The sequence below is a fragment of the Vibrio sp. CCB-PB317 genome (assembly GCF_022808245.1).
GTDB classification, from domain to species: domain Bacteria; phylum Pseudomonadota; class Gammaproteobacteria; order Enterobacterales; family Vibrionaceae; genus Vibrio; species Vibrio diabolicus.
Genome location: NZ_JALGNU010000003.1, coordinates 227,667 through 245,794, shown reverse-complemented (window position 1 = coordinate 245,794; position 18,128 = coordinate 227,667). Strand labels below are relative to the sequence as shown.

At 45.6% G+C, this 18,128-nt stretch carries 16 protein-coding genes; 9 read left to right on the top strand and 7 right to left on the bottom strand.

The genetic code is table 11. From position 1 onward, the window contains the following. Nucleotides 1–23: 23 nt before the first annotated feature. Complete coding sequence (gene mrcB, locus MTR11_RS18380; RefSeq protein ID WP_243328171.1) at nucleotides 24–2,396, bottom strand: penicillin-binding protein 1B; 2,373 nt, start codon at nucleotides 2,394–2,396, stop codon at nucleotides 24–26. After that, nucleotides 2,389–4,857: an ATP-dependent helicase HrpB gene (gene hrpB / locus MTR11_RS18375; RefSeq protein ID WP_243328170.1), complete on the bottom strand. Its 2,469-nt coding sequence runs from the start codon at nucleotides 4,855–4,857 to the stop codon at nucleotides 2,389–2,391. Before hrpB ends, mrcB begins: the two co-directional genes overlap by 8 nt. 66 nt (nucleotides 4,858–4,923) lie before the next feature. On the opposite strand from hrpB, the gene sfsA reads away from it, so the two are divergent. The 7 genes from sfsA (at nucleotide 4,924) to panC (ending at nucleotide 10,870) form a co-directional block, all read left to right on the top strand. Beyond that, nucleotides 4,924–5,640: a DNA/RNA nuclease SfsA gene (gene sfsA, locus MTR11_RS18370; RefSeq protein ID WP_005396723.1), complete on the top strand. Its 717-nt coding sequence runs from the start codon at nucleotides 4,924–4,926 to the stop codon at nucleotides 5,638–5,640. 136 nt (nucleotides 5,641–5,776) lie between these two features. Then, nucleotides 5,777–6,223, top strand: coding sequence for an RNA polymerase-binding protein DksA (gene dksA / locus MTR11_RS18365; RefSeq protein ID WP_005386584.1), 447 nt, complete (start codon nucleotides 5,777–5,779; stop codon nucleotides 6,221–6,223). Nucleotides 6,224–6,319: 96 nt separating this feature from the next. Continuing rightward, on the top strand, nucleotides 6,320–7,183 hold the full coding sequence (gene gluQRS, locus MTR11_RS18360) for a tRNA glutamyl-Q(34) synthetase GluQRS (RefSeq protein ID WP_046875072.1): 864 nt from the start codon (nucleotides 6,320–6,322) through the stop codon (nucleotides 7,181–7,183). Between the two features lie 101 nt (nucleotides 7,184–7,284). Continuing rightward, nucleotides 7,285–8,652: a polynucleotide adenylyltransferase PcnB gene (pcnB, locus tag MTR11_RS18355; protein ID WP_046875073.1), complete on the top strand. Its 1,368-nt coding sequence runs from the start codon at nucleotides 7,285–7,287 to the stop codon at nucleotides 8,650–8,652. Beyond that, nucleotides 8,649–9,134: a 2-amino-4-hydroxy-6-hydroxymethyldihydropteridine diphosphokinase gene (folK, locus tag MTR11_RS18350; RefSeq protein ID WP_005396720.1), complete on the top strand. Its 486-nt coding sequence runs from the start codon at nucleotides 8,649–8,651 to the stop codon at nucleotides 9,132–9,134. The genes pcnB and folK overlap by 4 nt, the downstream gene beginning before the upstream one ends. 24 nt (nucleotides 9,135–9,158) lie before the next feature. Beyond that, complete coding sequence (panB, locus tag MTR11_RS18345; RefSeq protein ID WP_005396718.1) at nucleotides 9,159–9,953, top strand: 3-methyl-2-oxobutanoate hydroxymethyltransferase; 795 nt, start codon at nucleotides 9,159–9,161, stop codon at nucleotides 9,951–9,953. An 11-nt stretch (nucleotides 9,954–9,964) separates the two neighbouring features. Then, on the top strand, nucleotides 9,965–10,870 hold the full coding sequence (panC, locus tag MTR11_RS18340; protein ID WP_170890966.1) for a pantoate--beta-alanine ligase: 906 nt from the start codon (nucleotides 9,965–9,967) through the stop codon (nucleotides 10,868–10,870). 55 nt (nucleotides 10,871–10,925) lie between these two features. On the opposite strand, the gene MTR11_RS18335 is transcribed toward panC, so the two are convergent. From MTR11_RS18335 to MTR11_RS18320, 4 genes are all read right to left on the bottom strand, one after another. Then, nucleotides 10,926–11,855 (bottom strand): Kdo(2)-lipid IV(A) acyltransferase, encoded by a 930-nt coding sequence (locus MTR11_RS18335; protein ID WP_243328169.1) that lies wholly within the window; start codon nucleotides 11,853–11,855, stop codon nucleotides 10,926–10,928. A gap of 127 nt (nucleotides 11,856–11,982) precedes the next feature. Then, nucleotides 11,983–12,753: an ABC transporter permease gene (locus MTR11_RS18330; RefSeq protein WP_114323617.1), complete on the bottom strand. Its 771-nt coding sequence runs from the start codon at nucleotides 12,751–12,753 to the stop codon at nucleotides 11,983–11,985. Then, nucleotides 12,754–13,671 carry an ABC transporter ATP-binding protein gene (locus MTR11_RS18325; protein WP_047008973.1) on the bottom strand — a complete coding sequence of 306 codons (918 nt, stop codon included), beginning with the start codon at nucleotides 13,669–13,671 and terminating at the stop codon, nucleotides 12,754–12,756. It abuts the gene before it with no gap. A gap of 251 nt (nucleotides 13,672–13,922) precedes the next feature. Next, nucleotides 13,923–15,593, bottom strand: coding sequence for a SulP family inorganic anion transporter (locus MTR11_RS18320; RefSeq protein WP_104969777.1), 1,671 nt, complete (start codon nucleotides 15,591–15,593; stop codon nucleotides 13,923–13,925). Nucleotides 15,594–15,870: 277 nt separating this feature from the next. Between MTR11_RS18320 and can the strand changes: the two genes are divergently transcribed. Continuing rightward, on the top strand, nucleotides 15,871–16,539 hold the full coding sequence (gene can, locus MTR11_RS18315; RefSeq protein ID WP_005379996.1) for a carbonate dehydratase: 669 nt from the start codon (nucleotides 15,871–15,873) through the stop codon (nucleotides 16,537–16,539). Between the two features lie 76 nt (nucleotides 16,540–16,615). Here the strand turns inward: can and hpt are convergent, their stop codons facing one another. After that, the gene (hpt, locus tag MTR11_RS18310; protein ID WP_005379995.1) at nucleotides 16,616–17,146 is read right to left on the bottom strand and encodes a hypoxanthine phosphoribosyltransferase; all 531 of its coding nucleotides are present in this window, start codon (nucleotides 17,144–17,146) and stop codon (nucleotides 16,616–16,618) included. Nucleotides 17,147–17,464: 318 nt separating this feature from the next. Between hpt and opaR the strand changes: the two genes are divergently transcribed. Beyond that, nucleotides 17,465–18,079, top strand: coding sequence for a transcriptional regulator OpaR (gene opaR, locus MTR11_RS18305; protein ID WP_031780576.1), 615 nt, complete (start codon nucleotides 17,465–17,467; stop codon nucleotides 18,077–18,079). The last annotated feature ends 49 nt before the right edge of the window (nucleotides 18,080–18,128 follow it).

Below are 18,128 nucleotides of genomic sequence, written 5' to 3'. Positions count from 1 at the left end.
CTAATGTTGTTGATTTGGCGATGCTACCAATCAAATAAGCTGTTAAGCCAGTTTGATTTCTTCTCACACTGCTGCTTTATTTGACCCGTTTTATCCCAAACTGGCAGTTTATAATCACTGCGACAGTTCATTTCTAAACCACCATCTGATGTCGGCTTAAATCCTAACGTGGTGATCTCTCTTGGCCATGGAAGCTCTAAACGCTCAGGAATGCGTTGCTTCAAATACTCTGCGTACACTCGTAATGCACCGCTCGATCCCGTTAGATGAACCGGTTTGTTATCGTCGCGGCCTAGCCAAATTGTCGTCACTTCACGGCCATCAACACCGACAAACCAGCTATCGCGGTTATCGTTACTGGTACCCGTTTTTCCTGCCAGTGCAGCCCAACCAAACTGGCTTTGTAAGAAGCGGCCTGTACCTTGAGCAACCCCCTGTTTCATCGCGTAGGTCGTTAGCCATGCTGCTTGCTCATCCACGGCTCTTGATGAACGAGGCAAGGATTGATAAAGCACATTACCTTCCATATCCATCACTGAACGCAGAGCGGTCAGTTTCGCACGTTTGCCTGAGTTCGTCAGTGTCTGATACATCTGCGCGACTTCAAACGGCGTCAAAGAAAACGAGCCCAAAAACATCGAAGGCACTGGGCGGATTTCGTCTTTGTTGACGCCCAAACGCTCTAAAGTATCGGATACTTCTGGGATACCAAGCGCCATGCCTAAGCGCACAGTTGGCACGTTGAGTGACTTCGCTAAAGCAATGTAGAGTGGCACATCACCACGGTATTTTCGGTCGTAGTTACGCGGTGTCCATACATTACCTTTACTGCTTTTCAGGCTTAGCGGCGTGTCGTGCAGCGTCGTGCCTAGGTTATATTTTTCCGGTTGTTCTAAAGCCGTCAAGTAAATCGCTGGTTTAACTAGAGAACCAATTGGACGACTGGCATTGAGCGCGCGGTTAAAACCTTCATAACCAACACGTTTACCGCCAACCATGGCACGGATTTCACCACTATGACGATCAACCGCAACAGCGGCAGCTTCCAATTCTTTACCGCCTCGTTTAGCTAGCTCCGGGATCTTTTTCGCGATGGCTTGCTCCATTTTGCTTTGCGATACCGGATCCAGAGACGTAAACACGCGCAGTCCGGTTTCCGCTTTAAATCGCTCCCCCACTTTTTCTTTCAATTCAATGCTCAATTGCTGGAAATAAGCGGGCTGACGGCTCGCGATACGTGGTTTGCTCTGCGTATCAAGCGAACGACTGACGGCTTGCTCATACTGCTCAGATGTCAGCATGTTTTGCTGCATCAACAAACGTAATACAAGATCGCGGCGCTCTTTCGTGCGCTCGGGGTAACGAATTGGATTGTAGTAAGACGGTCCTTTTACCATCCCAACTAACATCGCCAGTTGATCGATTCGCAGCTCTTGGATCGGTTGTCCAAAGTAATAACGCGATGCCAAGCCAAACCCGTGGATCGCTTCACCGCCGCTTTGCCCTAGATACACTTCGTTAAGGTAGGCTTCTAAAATACGATCTTTGCTGTAACGGTAATCCAAAATTAACGCGATATACGCTTCTCTAACTTTGCGCCACAGCGTTTTATCACGGGTCAAAAACAGGTTTTTCGCCAACTGCTGAGTTAGCGTACTACCACCTTGAACAGTACGACCCGCTTTAATGTTTGCAACCATTGCTCGTGCAATCGCGAGTGGAGACACCCCATCGTGTTGATAAAAATCCCGGTCTTCGGTGGCAAGCAGTGCATCAACTAAAATTTCTGGGAACTGATCACGACGCAAGAACAGACGCTGCTCATCTTGATCTTTCTCCAGCATCCCCAACATCTTCGGTTCTAAGCGTAAGTAACCAAGATCACCTCGGGACTCTAAAGACTGAATACGCTGCAAGCCAGAATCTGAAAAATGGAGCATCACGTGACGATCCGGTTCAGGACCATCGGCAAATTCGAATGGACGGCGAATCAATTCAATCCGAGTGGAAGAAGATGAGTACTCTCCAGGGTAGTGAGGCTGACTTACCTTACGGTAATTCAGTACATCCAGCTCGTTACGAAGTTCTTGAATGGTGATATTTTCACCCGGATTTAAGTTCAAGATGCGAGCATAAACCACCGTTGGCAGTTCAAACAGCTGACCTTCAAAGCGCTCTTTCACGACACTGTCTAAATAAATACCCACAAACAGCAAAACAGCGGCAAGCGCAACACCGGCTTTCCAGCTAAATGACCACAAAACTTTCAGCCACGAACGTTTCTCGTTAGCCGGCTTTTTACTCGGTGTGCGTCGAGTCGGTTTTGTCGTTCCTTTATTGGTTGTACTTTTCTTCGCTGGCGCTTTTTTCGCGCTAGGCTTCTTGCTGTTAGTCATTATTCAATTGTCTTTTTGTTTTCGTAGTTGCTACATGATTGGCAGGATCATCTGGCCAAACGTGTTTTGGGTAGCGCCCTTTCATCTCTTTTTGGACGTCTTTATAGCTTCCATTCCAGAAAGCCGCCAAGTCAGACGTCACTTGCAGCGGACGTTGTGCTGGCGAAAGCAGTTCAAGCACCAAACGCTTACGACCAAGCGCTACCGTAGGGGAGCCACTCTCACCAAATACCTCTTGCATACGCACCGATAATTTCGGCTCATGGCCATACTGGTAACGGATACGCTTCTTTGAACCTGTAGGCAGTTGGTAATGCTCTGGTAACCATTCATCCAGTTGTTGATTGAGTGGCCAACCTAATCGAGCGTTCAGCGCTTCGACCAAGTTTATCTTGCTCAAATCGTTAACCGAACTGACGGACGTCATGTACGGCTCTAACCACTCTTCTAATGAATCCAACAAACTGGCTTCATCAAACATTGGCCATGATTGCTCGGGTAACCATTCCACCGCACAACGAATCCGAGCCAACAAGCTCTCCGCTGCCGGTGTCCAGTTTAGACTCTGTAAGCCCTGGCGGCGGACATACGTGAGTAAAGCTTGTGTCATTTTTTCTTTGCCAGGGCTTGGCAAAGGCTCGCGTTCAACCACCAGCTGACCGAGTTTTGTTTGTCTCTCAGCCATTAGACGCCCTCTTTTTTCATCCCAGTCTACAACTTCTTCAGACGAAAATAGCGCTTCAAAGGTCGCTCGCAATATATTGACATCCAATTCACATGCCGAATGAATTTGACTGGAGTTAGAATGAGAACGCATTAAGTCAACGGCAACCAAATACTCACAGCCACCTAGCATGTCTTCCTGACGACATTCTGCACCATGACCATTAGCCAAAGTAAATCGCCCAAATTGATTTGTGCGCTGCTGCGCAATGCGATCTGGAAATGCCAAACTTAACACCAGCGGTAATGCCTCTTCATCCACGCCTTTCAGGTCAAATACCGTATCTAATTTGTACGCCAGAGATTGAGCACGCTTGAACAACATCGACTTTTTTGGATGAGTACCAACAAGCCAACGATGCAAACTATGAGCGATATTGGTGACGTTTCTTTCTGGCTCTTCAATCAGTGCGACCGCCGCCAAAGCAGCATTTAACATCTTATCACTGTAAGATTGCGCTTTAATTAGCATCGCAGCCGCACGAGGCTCAACGCCTAGTTCATGCGCCTGTTTTCCGTCGGACGTTAATTGCCCTTTTTCCGTCAGTAGTCCCAATGACACCAGTAGCTGCTTCGCTTGTTCCAATGACGCATTAGCGGGAACATCAAGCCACTTGAGATCGTGGATATCACTCGCTCCCCAAAAGGCCAGCTCCATGACTAAGCTCGATAGATCGGAATGCAAAATTTCAGGTTGGGGAACCAGCGGTTGCTGCTTGAACTGGCTTTCAGAATAAAGACGAACACAAATGCCCTCTTCTATTCGTCCCGCTCGTCCTGCACGCTGAATCGCTGAAGACTGTGCAATGCGTGTTTGCTCTAAGCGTGTTAAACCGTTTTTCAAATCAAACCGGGCAATACGCTCTAACCCAGAATCAACCACTAGGCGAATGCCTTCAATCGTCAGTGAAGTTTCTGCGATGTTGGTCGCGAGTACGACTTTACGCTTGCCGTGTTCTGCCGGCGTGATGGCTTTTTGTTGCTCAGTAAAGCTCAGTTGCCCATAAAGCGGACACACTTCAATATCATCCGCCAAATGAGATAAACGTTCTTCGACTTGTTTAATGGCCCCTACGCCCGGTAGGAAAGCCAACAAAGAGCCGGACTCTTTGTTCATAAGACTTTCTATTGTTTTTGCCATACTCGTAGGTAAATGATCATTCACACCTAACGGTTGGTAACGCATTTCTACGTCGAAACTGCGTCCTTCTGATTCAATGTAACTGGCTTCCGGCAACAACGACTGTAAGGCTTGTTGATCAAGCGTTGCCGACATTACCACCAGCTTGAGATCGTCTCGCAATGCCTCTTGAACTTCTAAACTGAATGCCAAAGCGGTATCGGCATGAATGCTGCGTTCATGAAACTCATCAAAGATCAGCAGATCAACACCATCCAGTTCAGGGTCAGTTTGAATCATCCTAGTCATGATCCCTTCAGTCACGATCTCCAACTGCGTTGCAGAACTTACCTTTGCCTCGCCGCGAACTCGATAACCCACGCGTTGACCAACTTGTTCTCCCAATTGCTCAGCAAGATAACGGGCAATGTTACGCGCCGCGAGTCGTCTTGGTTCGAGCATGATGATTTTTCCAACAACCGAATGGTTTAAGAGGAGCTGTAAAGGGAAGTAGGTCGACTTACCGGCACCAGGCGCCGCTTTTAAGATCACTTGATGTTGATTTTTGACCGCCGTCAGCAACTCAGGCATCACGGCTTCAATCGGCAATTGTGACAAAGGAAATACCTTATGGTGTAATGGTGGCAACATTGTACATAAAAAAATTTTTGTCTAAATAAGCAAATGCATTTCACACCCGCTTTAGAGTCCGCCACTCTACTCAAACGCTATAAACGCTTTCTTGCCGATATCGAACTCGATACAGGTGAAATTCGTACTATCCACTGCGCAAACACTGGTGCTATGACAGGTTGTGCGACACCGGGAAACAAAGTTTGGTTTTCCACTTCCGACAACCCGAAACGAAAATATCCCAATAGTTGGGAGTTGAGTGAAACCGAACAAGGCCACCGCATTTGTATCAATACCGCGCGCGCCAACCAATTAGCCGTTGAGGCTATTGAAAATAATGTCATTTCAGAGCTTTGTGGTTATGACACACTTCAAACTGAGGTGAAATACGGTAATGAAAATAGCCGAATTGATATCTTGCTCAGCGCAGACAACAAGCCAAAGTGCTATATAGAAGTGAAAAGCGTCACTCTTCTTGATGAGACCGACTCTACTGGACAAGGATACTTCCCAGATGCGGTCACGACTCGGGGACAAAAGCACCTGAGAGAGCTCACAGAAATGGCACAAAATGGAAGTAGAGCCATACTTTTATTCACTGTTTTACATTCAGGTATTGAAAAAGTATCCGCGGCGCACCATATAGACGCGAAATATTCACTATTACTCAAACAAGCACAAGACGCTGGAGTGGAAGTTCTCTGCTACAAAGCTGAACTGAGCGATACTGGAATGAAGCTGATTTCCGCTATTGATTTTATCAATTAAGAGAAAAAATGATGTCGTCTTCACATTGACGATAACTTTGCGATTCAGTATTTGCTTGCACCGCCTCTTTTTGCTATAGATACCCGCCTTAAATTGACTGCGTAGCAGTTGACTAGGTGTAAGTAGGAGATGCTGTATGCCAGAATCAAAGAAGAAAACGATAGGCATCCTAGCCATTGCCGGCGTGGAGCCATATCAGGAAAAACCTGGTGAAGAGTACATGTCACCAGAGCAGGTTGAACACTTTACGAAAATCTTAACAGCTTGGCGCGACCAGCTGAGAGCTGAAGTGGATCGTACCGTTCACCACATGCAGGACGAAGCAGCAAACTTCCCAGATCCAGTTGACCGCGCCTCTCAAGAGGAAGAGTTCAGCCTAGAACTGCGTAACCGCGACCGCGAACGCCGTTTGATCAAGAAGATTGAAAAGACTTTGGATAAAATCAAAGAAGACGATTTTGGCTTCTGTGAGTCTTGTGGCGTAGAGATTGGCGTTCGCCGTCTTGAAGCACGTCCAACCGCTGACCTATGTATTGACTGTAAAACACTTGCAGAAATCAAAGAGAAGCAAATGCAAGGTTAATCAACCAAGCATTATGATTATTGAAGGGAGCTCAGGCTCCCTTTTTGTTTTGACTACCTTTGCATCCCATTTGTTTACTAAATTCGAGATACACGCATGACACGCTATGTAGGTCGATTCGCCCCATCTCCTTCTGGTCCTTTACATTTTGGTTCACTGATTGCCGCTCTTGGCAGCTATTTTCAAGCGAAAGCACACAACGGAACTTGGTTAGTACGTATTGAGGACTTGGACCCACCAAGAGAAATGCCAGGTGCGGCGCAACTTATCCTAGATGCGCTCAAAGCCTATCAGCTGCATTGGGATGGAGAGGTGGTATACCAGAGTGAACGTCATGACCTTTACCAAGCCCAAATAAACACATGGCTCGAAAATGGTGAGGCCTATTATTGCCAATGTACTCGAAAGCAAATTAAAGAGCATGGCGGGTTTTATCCTGGCACTTGCCGCGATAAAAACTTGAAAGACGGCGCGATTCGCCTAAAAATGACCAAGCCTGTCGCTCATTTCTTCGATCAGAAGCGTGGAACAATTAAGATTCCAGAGCAACTCGTTAATGAAGATTTCATTATTAAACGTCGAGATGGATTATTTGCTTATAATCTTGCGGTAGTATTGGACGACATCGACCAAGGCGTCACCGAAGTCGTGCGTGGTGCAGACTTAATCGAGCCAACAGGGCGTCAAATCAGTCTGTACCAGATACTTGGGCAGCCTGAAGTCAGCTACTTGCATTTACCATTGGCGATGGACAACAACGGCAATAAACTGTCGAAACAAAATCACGCGACGGCTATTGATATAGAGACACCAAAGCCTACTCTATTACGCGCCATGACATTTTTGGGCTTCGAGATACCGGAAGCCATAAAAGCGGCCAACATAGAAGAGATTCTTCGTTGGGGCTGCGAAAACTGGCGCTTGGAACAGCTTCCAACAGAGATCGAGATCACACCGTGATTCTCAAATGGCATTGTGTAGGCTATCATTAGCCGCAAATTAGGCCCTAGAGGCGCAAAAACTAACCAAAGCAAGATTGGACTAAACCCAGTTATTGCCAGATGCACATGAATACAAACGACTATACACCAAGCGAACCTGCCACTATTCCAGAGCTCGCTCTCAATGTAATAACTCGTGAAGAGCACAACATTTCGCGTAAGCAGATCAGTGATAATGCACTGAAGGTACTGTACCGCCTAAATGGTGCTGGTTTCGATGCTTTTCTTGTGGGTGGCGGGGTTCGAGACTTACTGCTTGGACAGAAACCAAAAGATTTTGACATTGCGACCAACGCAACGCCGGAACAGATCAAACAGCTATTTCGTAACTGCCGTTTGATTGGTCGCCGCTTCCGCTTGGCTCACATTATGTTTGGCCGAGATATCATTGAAGTAGCGACATTCCGCGGTCACCACCAAGAGCAAAAGAATAAGAGCATCTCTCAGCAATCGAAAGAAGGAATGCTGCTGCGGGACAATGTCTACGGCACCATCGATGAAGATGCTGAGCGCCGTGATTTCACGATTAACTCGATGTACTACAACATCGCGGATTACTCGATTCACGACTACGCACGTGGTATTGAGGATTTAGAAGATCGCCTCATTCGACTGATTGGCGATCCAGAAACACGCTACCGTGAAGATCCAGTACGTATGTTGCGTGCGGTTCGCTTCGCGGTAAAGCTGGACTTTGATATTGAAGAAGACACCGCGGCACCAATCGAACACATGGCACCGTTGCTCGGTGACATTCCGTCAGCGCGTCTTTTTGAAGAGTCACTCAAGTTATTGCAATCCGGTCACGGCTTAGAAACCTACCACCTACTGCGTGAGTACAACCTATTCCAACAGCTCTTCCCGACGATTGCAGCGCACTTTACAGAAGATTACTCCTCTCACACTGAGCAAATGTTGGATCTTGTCCTAGATTCTACCGACATGCGCATCGAAGATGGGAAACGCATCAATCCAGCATTTATGTTTGCTGCAATGCTGTGGTACCCACTGTGTGCGAAAGCCGATGAACTGATGGAAGAGCGCAACCTAGGCCATTACGACGCTATTATGGAAGCGAGTAACATCATTCTTGATGAACAAGTTCGTACAATTGCCATTCCAAGACGCCACACCGCAACCATTCGCGAGATTTGGCAGTTACAGCTTCGTCTTCCACGACGCAACGGTAAACGTGCATTCCGTCTTATGGAGCTCAATAAATTTAGAGCTGGCTTTGATTTTCTTGAAATGCGCGGTGAAATTGAAGGTGGTGACACTCAGAAGCTTGCCAAGTGGTGGGAAACTTTCCAAAATGCAGGCAGAGAAATGCGTCAAGCAATGGCTGCCGACCTAGACGGTCAATCACCGAAGAGTGGTCAGCGCCGCCGTAAAACCTATCGCAAGAAAAAGAGTAAGCCTAAGTCATGATCACAGCGTACATTGCGGTAGGCAGTAACTTGGCTGATCCTGTCAGCCAAGCGAAGCAAGCGATTGAAGCGTTAAAAACGCTGCCTAAATCAGAATTTGTTCAGGCTTCTTCGCTATACAGCAGCACGCCAATGGGACCACAAAACCAACCGGATTACATCAATGCGGTTGTGTCGATTAACACCAGTTTGACGCCTCTTGAGTTGCTCGATTGCACACAAGCCATTGAGCAAGAACAAGGGCGTGTCCGTAAAGACGAACGTTGGGGACCAAGAACCTTGGACCTCGACATTGTTCTTTATGGCAATGAGGTGATTAATTCCGAGAGGCTGATCGTTCCTCATTATGGAATGAAAGAGCGTGAATTCGTACTCTACCCTCTTGCGGAAATTGCACCAAGTTTACAACTCCCCGATGGGACCGAGGTCTCTAAACTACTGGAACAAGTAGATAGAAACGGCCTCAGTATCTGGCAGTCATAGCCAACTCCTAGTAAGGATAAAACCATGAAAAAAATGACCATCAACGACCTAATCAAGTGGAAGCAAGAAGGTCGTAAATTTGCTACTTCAACCGCTTATGATGCGAGCTTTGCCCAACTGTTTGAAAGCCAAGAAATGCCAGTACTTCTTGTTGGTGATTCTCTAGGTATGGTTTTGCAAGGTCACAACGATACTCTGCCAGTAACGGTCGATGATATCGCTTACCATACTCGTTGCGTACGCGCAGGTAGCCCAAATTGTTTGTTGATGGCTGACATGCCATTCATGAGCTACACCACGCCAGAGCAAGCTTGCGAAAATGCGGCTACACTGATGCGTGCTGGTGCCAATATGGTGAAAATTGAAGGTGGTGACTGGCTAGTCGACACTGTAAAAATGCTCACTGAACGCTCGGTTCCAGTTTGTGCTCACCTTGGTTTAACTCCTCAAGCCGTGAATATTTTTGGTGGTTACAAAGTTCAAGGTCGCGATCAAGAAAAAGCGGACCGCATGGTGAAAGATGCGTTAGCACTGCAAGAAGCAGGCGCTCAAATCGTCTTACTAGAGTGCGTGCCTGCTGAGCTTGCTGAGCGTATTACGCAAGTGCTCGACGTGCCTGTTATCGGTATTGGAGCTGGTAACGTGACAGATGGTCAAATTCTCGTGATGCATGATATGTTCGGTATCTCTGCCAACTACATGCCGAAATTCTCCAAAAACTTTCTTGCTGAAACAGGTGATATGCGCAAAGCCGTTGCTAAATACATTGAAGATGTAGCCAACGGTGTATTCCCAGACGACGCTCATACCATTGCCTAGAGGATAAATGCATGCATACTTTTGCGGAAATCTCAGCAGTTCGTGAACACCTTAAAACCTTTAAACGTGAAGGTCGTAAAATTGCGTTTGTCCCAACCATGGGCAACCTTCACGAAGGTCACTTAACTTTAGTGCGTAAAGCACGCGAATACGCTGATATCGTTGTCGTAAGCATCTTTGTTAATCCGATGCAGTTTGATCGTGCAGACGATTTAAATAATTACCCGCGTACGCTAGAGGAAGACTTAAGCAAGTTAACCTCTGAAGGGGTCGATGTGGTATTTACGCCGACACCAGAAGTTATCTATCCTGAAGGGCTTGATAAACAAACGTTTGTTGATGTTCCGGGTCTATCGACTATTTTAGAAGGGGCTTCACGCCCTGGTCATTTCCGTGGCGTCACAACCATCGTAAACAAGCTATTTAACATCGTTCAGCCAGATGTGGCCTGTTTCGGTGAGAAAGATTTTCAACAACTTGCTGTTATCCGCAAGATGGTTGTCGATCTTGCGATGGACATTGAAATCATCGGTGTACCAACCGTACGTGAAATGGACGGTTTAGCAATGAGCTCACGTAATGGTCTGCTTACACTTGACGAACGTCAACGTGCGCCAGTACTTGCTCGTACAATGCGTTGGATCAGCAGTGCCATTCGTGGCGGCCGTGATGACTACGCATCGATCATCGAAGATGCGAGCGACCAACTGCGAGCTGCAGGTTTGCACCCTGATGAGATCTTCATTCGTGATGCTCGTACATTACAAGTGATCACACCAGAAACGACACAAGCCGTCATTCTGATGTCTGCGTTCTTAGGCAAAGCTCGTCTTATCGATAACCAAACGGTAGATATGGTTGTCGAAGCGAAGGAAGAAGCAGAGTCTAGTAATACAAACTCAGAGAGCGCAGAGTAAGCTCTGAGCCATCAAGACGTAAAAAGGTCGACTCTTAGTCGACCTTTTTTATTTTCTACGTATAGACGCAATCTAACCCTTCAGGGCGTGTTTTAAACCGCTTGTGCAGCCACATCCACGCTGGAATATCACGTTTTATCATTTTCTCAAGCTCTTGGTTCAAGATACTTGCCGCTTTAATCGCATTACGCCTCTCGAAACGCTCACTGATATCTTTTCCAATATATAACGTGTAATGGTGATTCTTGCTCACTGTGACGCCAGATATGACCGCACACTTTGTTGCGTCTATAAGCACACTAGAGCCCACGGTACTCGCGGCTTGTTCAACAGCAAAGAACGGCGCAAAAACAGAATGGCTGACGCCATAATCATGGTCGGGCAAATACCAAAGTCGATGACCATTTTTCAAAACTTTGAGCATTGATTTAACGTCTTTTCGATCAATCATTTGATGCCCAAAACGAGTTCGACCTCGATGTTGAATAAACTCATAAGCAGGATTCGAATTTGGGCGATAAACGCCATAACCTTTGGCAAACTGGCTAAAAATACGAGCGGTTATCTCCAAGTTTAAATGGTGACTGCACACCACCAACACACCACGCCCATTCTTTTCCTCAGCGAGTAAACTATCTTTTCCAACAGTGGAGGTTATCCGACGAATCCGCCAATCTGGCCAAAACCAGGCGATCCCCGTTTCGATGATCGCCATTCCCGTATATTGAAAGTTTTTTCGTACTACGTCCTTACATTGCCAATCCGTAAAATCAGGGAAACACAGCTGAAGATTACGCAAAGCGATCTTGTGTCGGCGCTTCATTACATACATCGCAACACAACCGATGCCTCTACCTACAACTTTCAACACCACGTAAGGGAGTAAATTTACAATGACCGCTAGAGAGCCAAATGCTAGCCAAACAGACCAATACTTGGGCTTAAGTAACTGATAGGAGAAAGGCGGCGGCGGGACAATATTCATAGGATCACTCATTTATTACAAATGATTGAAACCTAACATAATAAAAACCGAAAGATTGTATGGGAGTGTATTGTTATGCATGCCAAAGAGCAGCATGATTCGCTGCTCTTTGTTGTGTGGGAGAGTCTTAGCTTCTTAGCCCAATACCTTTCGTTACTAAGTAATGAGCAACGGCATACAACGCTAACACAAACACCGCAAGCACACTGAATGAAGTGACAATACCCACATCCGATACGCCTAAAAAACCATAACGGAACGCATTCACCATGTAGACGATTGGGTTAATCTTAGAGACACCTTGCCAAAATTCAGGCAGTAAGCTGATGGAATAAAAAACACCCCCCAAGTAGGTTAACGGGGTCAACACAAATGTAGGAATGATCGAAATATCATCAAACGTTTTTGCATAGACCGCATTGATCAACCCGCCTAGAGCAAATACAACGGATGTCATGAAGACGGTCGCAACAATAATGCCCCAGTGTTCAACTTGCAGATCCACAAACAATAGAGACACACAGGTAACAATAGCGCCTACTAACAAACCTCGAGTCACACCGCCCATTACGTATCCAGCAATAATCACGTAATTTGGCACCGGTGCCACCAGCAGCTCTTCAATGTTCTTCTGTAGTTTTGCACTAAAGAACGAAGACGCCACATTCGAGTATGAATTGGTGATCACCGACATCATGATCAAACCTGGAACTATGTACTCCATGTAGCTAAAGCCGCTCATCTCACCGATTCGAGAGCCAATAAGATTACCGAAAATGATGAAATACAGTGTCATTGTGATTGCAGGCGGAACTAAAGTTTGCACCCAAATACGCGTAAAACGGGTGATCTCTTTGCTCAGCAAGCTACGAAATGCCGTCCAATATAAACCGTACATTTACTTACTCCCTTCTCTTACAATGCTAACAAACAACTCTTCCAGTCGGTTGGCTTTGTTACGCATTGAAAGAACTCTAATACCATGCTCTGTTAACTGACTGAACACTGAATTCAATCCTTGGCTTTTATCTAGCTCTATCTCTAAAGAGCCATCAACAATACTTTGTCGATTGACGCCTTCAAGCTCAGGCACCTCGCCTTCAGATTCAATGTCTAGGATAAATGTCTCGACGCTTAACTTACCTAGCAACGCCTTCATGGTGGTGTTTTCGATCAACTCACCTCGGTTAATAATGCCGATATTTCGACACAGCATCTCCGCTTCTTCTAGGTAGTGCGTCGTCAAAATAATCGTAATCCCTTGCTCTTGGTTGATCTCTTTCAGAAATTCCCACATTGAGCGGCGTAGTTCAATGTCCACCCCAGCCGTTGGCTCATCCAAAATGAGCAACTGCGGCTCGTGCATCAAAGCTCGGGCGATCATCAAACGGCGCTTCATCCCGCCAGATAAATTACGGGCACGCTCTTTACGTTTTTCCCATAAATCGAGTTTTTTCAGGTACTTTTCAGCTCGTTCTTTGGCTAATACTTTAGACACACCGTAATAGCCCGCTTGCTGCATCACGATTTGTTCAACAGTTTCAAACTGATTGAAGTTGAACTCTTGTGGCACCAAGCCTAAATTCTGTTTGGCCAACTCAAGGTCGGTATCAATGTCATAACCGAAAACTTTCGTCGTCCCAGAAGTTTTGTTCACTAAGGAAGAGATGATGCCGATCGTGGTCGATTTTCCTGCACCATTGGGACCCAGAAGCGCGTAGAAGTCACCCTTTTTCACTTGGAGACTAATACCTTTTAATGCCTCAAAGCCACCTGCATACGTCTTGCGCAGCTGTTCAATTTCTAATGCGTACATAAGGTCGTGATTGCCGTTTGTTTGTGATTACTAATACCGACTCGATGTTTATCAGCGGTTTACTACGAAATCGCCTTGGGTATTGTACTGGAGGTCCATCAGTTTATCGTTGAATAACGATGATTACAATTAAACCTTTCGATAATATTGGAAATATAGTCCCTATCAACGTAAAGGTTATCTGCAAGTAAGGAAAAGTTAGGGAATAAAAAACGCAACAGAGCGCTGTTGCGTTTTAACGATCAGAGTGATTACGCCGTTATACGCTGATACTGGTCCGCCTCGACATGTGCTACCGCCGCATTTAATGCTTCATAACGGAATTGGTACATATTGTCATTCGGGACAAGATCAATAACGTGGAACTTTTCTAACTGTTCTCGCGTGCGCTCATTTGGACACAACAAATACACGGCACAATTAGCATCGAGCGCATCTTTAATCGCGTTTTCTAACGCTAAACCGACAGTAACATCAATCATAGGTACATCGGTAAGATCGAGAATCATCACATCATAATCCGAAATACTGGAATGCTGGCGTGAAATTGCCTTAGAAACACTGAAGATCATTGGGCCCGAAAGATAAAAGAACAGTACTTTGCCATTGGCGCGATCAAGCAAGCCACGCTCGCTGTCAGTTAGCGGCACATCGTCTTCATCCGCGTCGCTGATCGCTTTCACTTGTCTCGCCTGCTCTCGGCTCAGACGCTCAATGATAATAATGTTAGAAATAAAGACGCCCAAGCCCACGGCAACGATAAGATCAACGAACACTGTTAGCAACATAACGCCATACATTACCGCCATTCCGGAAAAGCTAACCTTGTGTGCTCGTTGAATAAAACTCCAATCCAAAATGTTAAAGCCGACATATACTGCAATGCCAGCCAACACAGCCATTGGGATCGGCTCCGTTAATCCACCAGCAACCAATACGACCAATGCAAGCATAAGTGCACGAATCACACCGGACAATGGCGAACGAGCCCCAACTTGAATGTTAGTCACCGTGCCCATCGTTGCGCCCGCGCCAGGTAGTGCACCGAACAAGCCTGAGATCATGTTGGCAAGACCTTGGCCTCGCAGTTCTTTGTCTGAGTCGTGCTCTTTACGAGTCAAGGAGTCACCGATAACCGCCGTCAACAAAGTATCGATACAACCTAAGGTGCCGAGCACCAACGCATCAATAACCATCTCAACAAACATATCTGGATCAATATGAGGAGCAACGAGAGAAGGCAATCCTGCCGGGATTTCACCGATACGACGAATGTCTTCCGTATCGAAGAACATCACAGACAATAAAGTCACCGCAACCAACGCCACGAGTTGCGCTGGTATATATTTTCGATATTGCTTAGGGAAGAAAAAGAGAATCCCCAAAGTCAGTAGACCTAAAAACAGTTCACTGAACTTAAGGTTAGAAATGGTGTCCGGCAAAGCAGATAATGTTCCGAGCACTCCTCCAGAAGGAGCAGCATGCCCCATCAAAGGTGATAGCTGCAAAATGATAAGAATCACGCCAATCCCTGACATAAAGCCCGAAATCACGCTATATGGCATCAAGGTAACGTATTTACCCAGTTTTAACGTCCCTAATAGGATTTGGAACGCGCCAGCCATCATAACAACCGTGAAGGTCATGGCCATGCCCGTTTCTGGATACTTCGCCATCATACTGGTTAATACAGCGGTCATGATTACCGTCATTGGCCCTGTTGGTTCTGATATTAACGTATTAGAACCACCAAACAACGAAGCAAACAGACCGACCATTATTGCGCCCCAGAGGCCTGCTTCTGCCCCTGCACCGGATGCAACACCGAACGCTAACGCCAAAGGAAGAGAGATAATCGCTGTGGTTACCCCGCCAAATACATCCCCTTTGAAATTAATATCTTCAAAACGACTACCGAACACTGCTGATTTCCCTGCATTCAATTTTAAAAAGTAAAATGTCATTACTTTAACGAGCCAGGCGAAAATTTAAACCATAAATAGATTAAGGCTAAATTCACACCACAAATAATTAGGCCTAATTTTACGTTTTTATTGATGAAAACTAGTCAGATGAGTCCTTTCTGACGAATATTTAACGAGATCGAAATTGTAACATTGTGTATAGTTACAACACTGATCGCTTGCATGTTCATATAAGCGGCAGCGCTTTTGTCTTTTAAGGGAAGTAGTTTGCAAGATGCCGGAAATTAAACAGTTATTTGAAAATAATTCAAAATGGTCTCAAGAGATCAAATCTGATCGACCTGAATACTTCGCAAAACTCGCAGAGGGTCAAAAGCCCGATTTTCTTTGGATTGGCTGTTCTGATAGCCGTGTCCCTGCCGAGCGACTAACCGGACTATACTCGGGTGAACTATTCGTTCATCGGAATGTTGCAAACCAAGTCATCCATACTGATCTCAACTGTCTGTCCGTCGTTCAATACGCCGTAGACGTTCTTAAGGTTAAGCACATCATTGTCTGTGGACACTATGGCTGTGGTGGCGTGAACGCAGCCATTGATAACCCTAAGCTAGGTCTTATTAATAATTGGCTGTTACATATCAGAGATATCTATTTCAAACACCGCACTTACCTAGATCAAATGCCGCAGCAAGATCGAGCGGATAAACTAGGCGAGCTTAATGTCGCAGAGCAAGTGTACAACTTGGGTAACTCAACCATCTTGCAAAACGCTTGGGAGCGTGGGCAAGATGTTGAAATTCATGGCGTGGTATACGGCATTGAAGATGGTCGTTTAGAGTACTTAGGCATTCGTTCTAACTCTAAGGAAACCGTAGAAGCGTCTTATCAGAAAGCCCTTTCGACGATTCTAAATACAGACAATAAGCTGCTTTGTCGCTAAGCTACATCTAAAAGTTGAACAAAAAACGCCCATCTAAGATGGGCGTTTTTTTTATTTTTAATGCTGCTCTCAATGATTATTCTTGAGGTACAACTTTACCGATGTATGGTAAGTGGCGGTATTTCTGCGCGTAATCAATACCCACACCAACGACAAACTCATCTGGGATTTCGAAACCAATCCAATCCACAGGAACATTCACTTCACGACGAGATGGTTTATCTAGGAGCGTACAAATCGCGATAGACTTCGGCTCACGCAGCGATAAGATCTCACGGATTTTATTTAGTGTGTTACCTGTATCAATGATGTCTTCAACAAGCAAAATGTCTTTGCCTTTGATGTCATCATCCAAATCTTTCAAGATACGAACGTCACGTGAACTTTCCATTGTGTTGCCGTAGCTTGACGCTGTCATAAAATCAACTTGGTGAGTCAGTTCGATAGCACGTGCCAAGTCTGCCATAAATACAAATGAGCCACGCAATAAGCCTACCAACACAAGATCTTCACTACCTTGATAACGCTCTGTAATTTGTTTGCCTAATTCACGAACTCGTTCCTGAACTTCTTGCTCAGAAATCATGACTTCTATTGTATGTTTCATACTGTGCTCAATCTAATTTGTGGGTTGAGGTAAGTCGCACGCAAACGATCACCTAATCTTACGGCGTGTAGTGTATCACCACGTTCATTGGGTTGAAAGTCACATCCTGTTGCCAAAAAATCTTGGAAGAAGGTCTTAGTTTTATAAAGTTCATAGCTAAATTTATCAATAATAATGACATTACTGTATATAAATTGTTCTACAGATGTTGACCTTGTTGATATGCACCATTACACTCATCACTGCTTTAAGCAACTATTAAAATAATCAATTAGGGGGTTACCCCCAATATCAACTCAAATGGCAAGGAAAATGGATATGGACTCAATTGCAAAGAGACCTAGAACTAGGCTTTCCCCGATTAAGCGTAAGCAACAGTTAATGGAAATCGCATTGGAAGTGTTTGCGCGCCGCGGCATCGGTCGTGGTGGTCATGCAGATATCGCAGAAATTGCTCAAGTTTCTGTGGCGACCGTTTTTAACTACTTCCCGACTCGTGAAGACTTAGTGGATGAAGTACTCAACCACGTCGTACGTCAGTTCTCGAACTTCCTATCGGATAACATTGACTTAGACCTACACGCGCGTGAAAACATCGCCAATATTACTAACGCAATGATCGAGCTTGTCAGCCAAGATTGTCACTGGCTAAAAGTTTGGTTCGAGTGGAGTGCTTCAACACGTGATGAAGTATGGCCATTGTTTGTTTCAACTAACCGTACTAACCAGTTGCTGGTACAAAACATGTTCATTAAAGCGATTGAACGTGGCGAAGTGTGTGACCAGCACGATTCAGAACACTTGGCAAACTTGTTCCACGGTATTTGTTACTCACTGTTTGTCCAAGCGAACCGTGCAAAAAGTGAAGCGGAACTTAAGCACCTTGTTAGTTCATACTTAGACATGCTTTGCATTTACAACCGTGAACACTAAAGCTTAACTCGCAATATATGTCAGCCCACCGTTTGGTGGGCTTTTTATT

Bases quoted from the DNA above. Each gene is read 5' to 3' on its own strand.
- mrcB (WP_243328171.1), bottom strand. From the start codon at position 2,396: ATGACTAACAGCAAGAAGCCTAGCGCGAAAAAAGCGCCAGCGAAGAAA.
- sfsA (WP_005396723.1), top strand. From the start codon at position 4,924: ATGCATTTCACACCCGCTTTAGAGTCCGCCACTCTACTCAAACGCTAT.
- dksA (WP_005386584.1), top strand. From the start codon at position 5,777: ATGCCAGAATCAAAGAAGAAAACGATAGGCATCCTAGCCATTGCCGGC.
- gluQRS (WP_046875072.1), top strand. From the start codon at position 6,320: ATGACACGCTATGTAGGTCGATTCGCCCCATCTCCTTCTGGTCCTTTA.
- pcnB (WP_046875073.1), top strand. From the start codon at position 7,285: ATGCACATGAATACAAACGACTATACACCAAGCGAACCTGCCACTATT.
- folK (WP_005396720.1), top strand. From the start codon at position 8,649: ATGATCACAGCGTACATTGCGGTAGGCAGTAACTTGGCTGATCCTGTC.
- panB (WP_005396718.1), top strand. From the start codon at position 9,159: ATGAAAAAAATGACCATCAACGACCTAATCAAGTGGAAGCAAGAAGGT.
- panC (WP_170890966.1), top strand. From the start codon at position 9,965: ATGCATACTTTTGCGGAAATCTCAGCAGTTCGTGAACACCTTAAAACC.
- MTR11_RS18335 (WP_243328169.1), bottom strand. From the start codon at position 11,855: ATGAATATTGTCCCGCCGCCGCCTTTCTCCTATCAGTTACTTAAGCCC.
- MTR11_RS18330 (WP_114323617.1), bottom strand. From the start codon at position 12,753: ATGTACGGTTTATATTGGACGGCATTTCGTAGCTTGCTGAGCAAAGAG.
- MTR11_RS18325 (WP_047008973.1), bottom strand. From the start codon at position 13,671: ATGTACGCATTAGAAATTGAACAGCTGCGCAAGACGTATGCAGGTGGC.
- can (WP_005379996.1), top strand. From the start codon at position 15,871: ATGCCGGAAATTAAACAGTTATTTGAAAATAATTCAAAATGGTCTCAA.
- hpt (WP_005379995.1), bottom strand. From the start codon at position 17,146: ATGAAACATACAATAGAAGTCATGATTTCTGAGCAAGAAGTTCAGGAA.
- opaR (WP_031780576.1), top strand. From the start codon at position 17,465: ATGGACTCAATTGCAAAGAGACCTAGAACTAGGCTTTCCCCGATTAAG.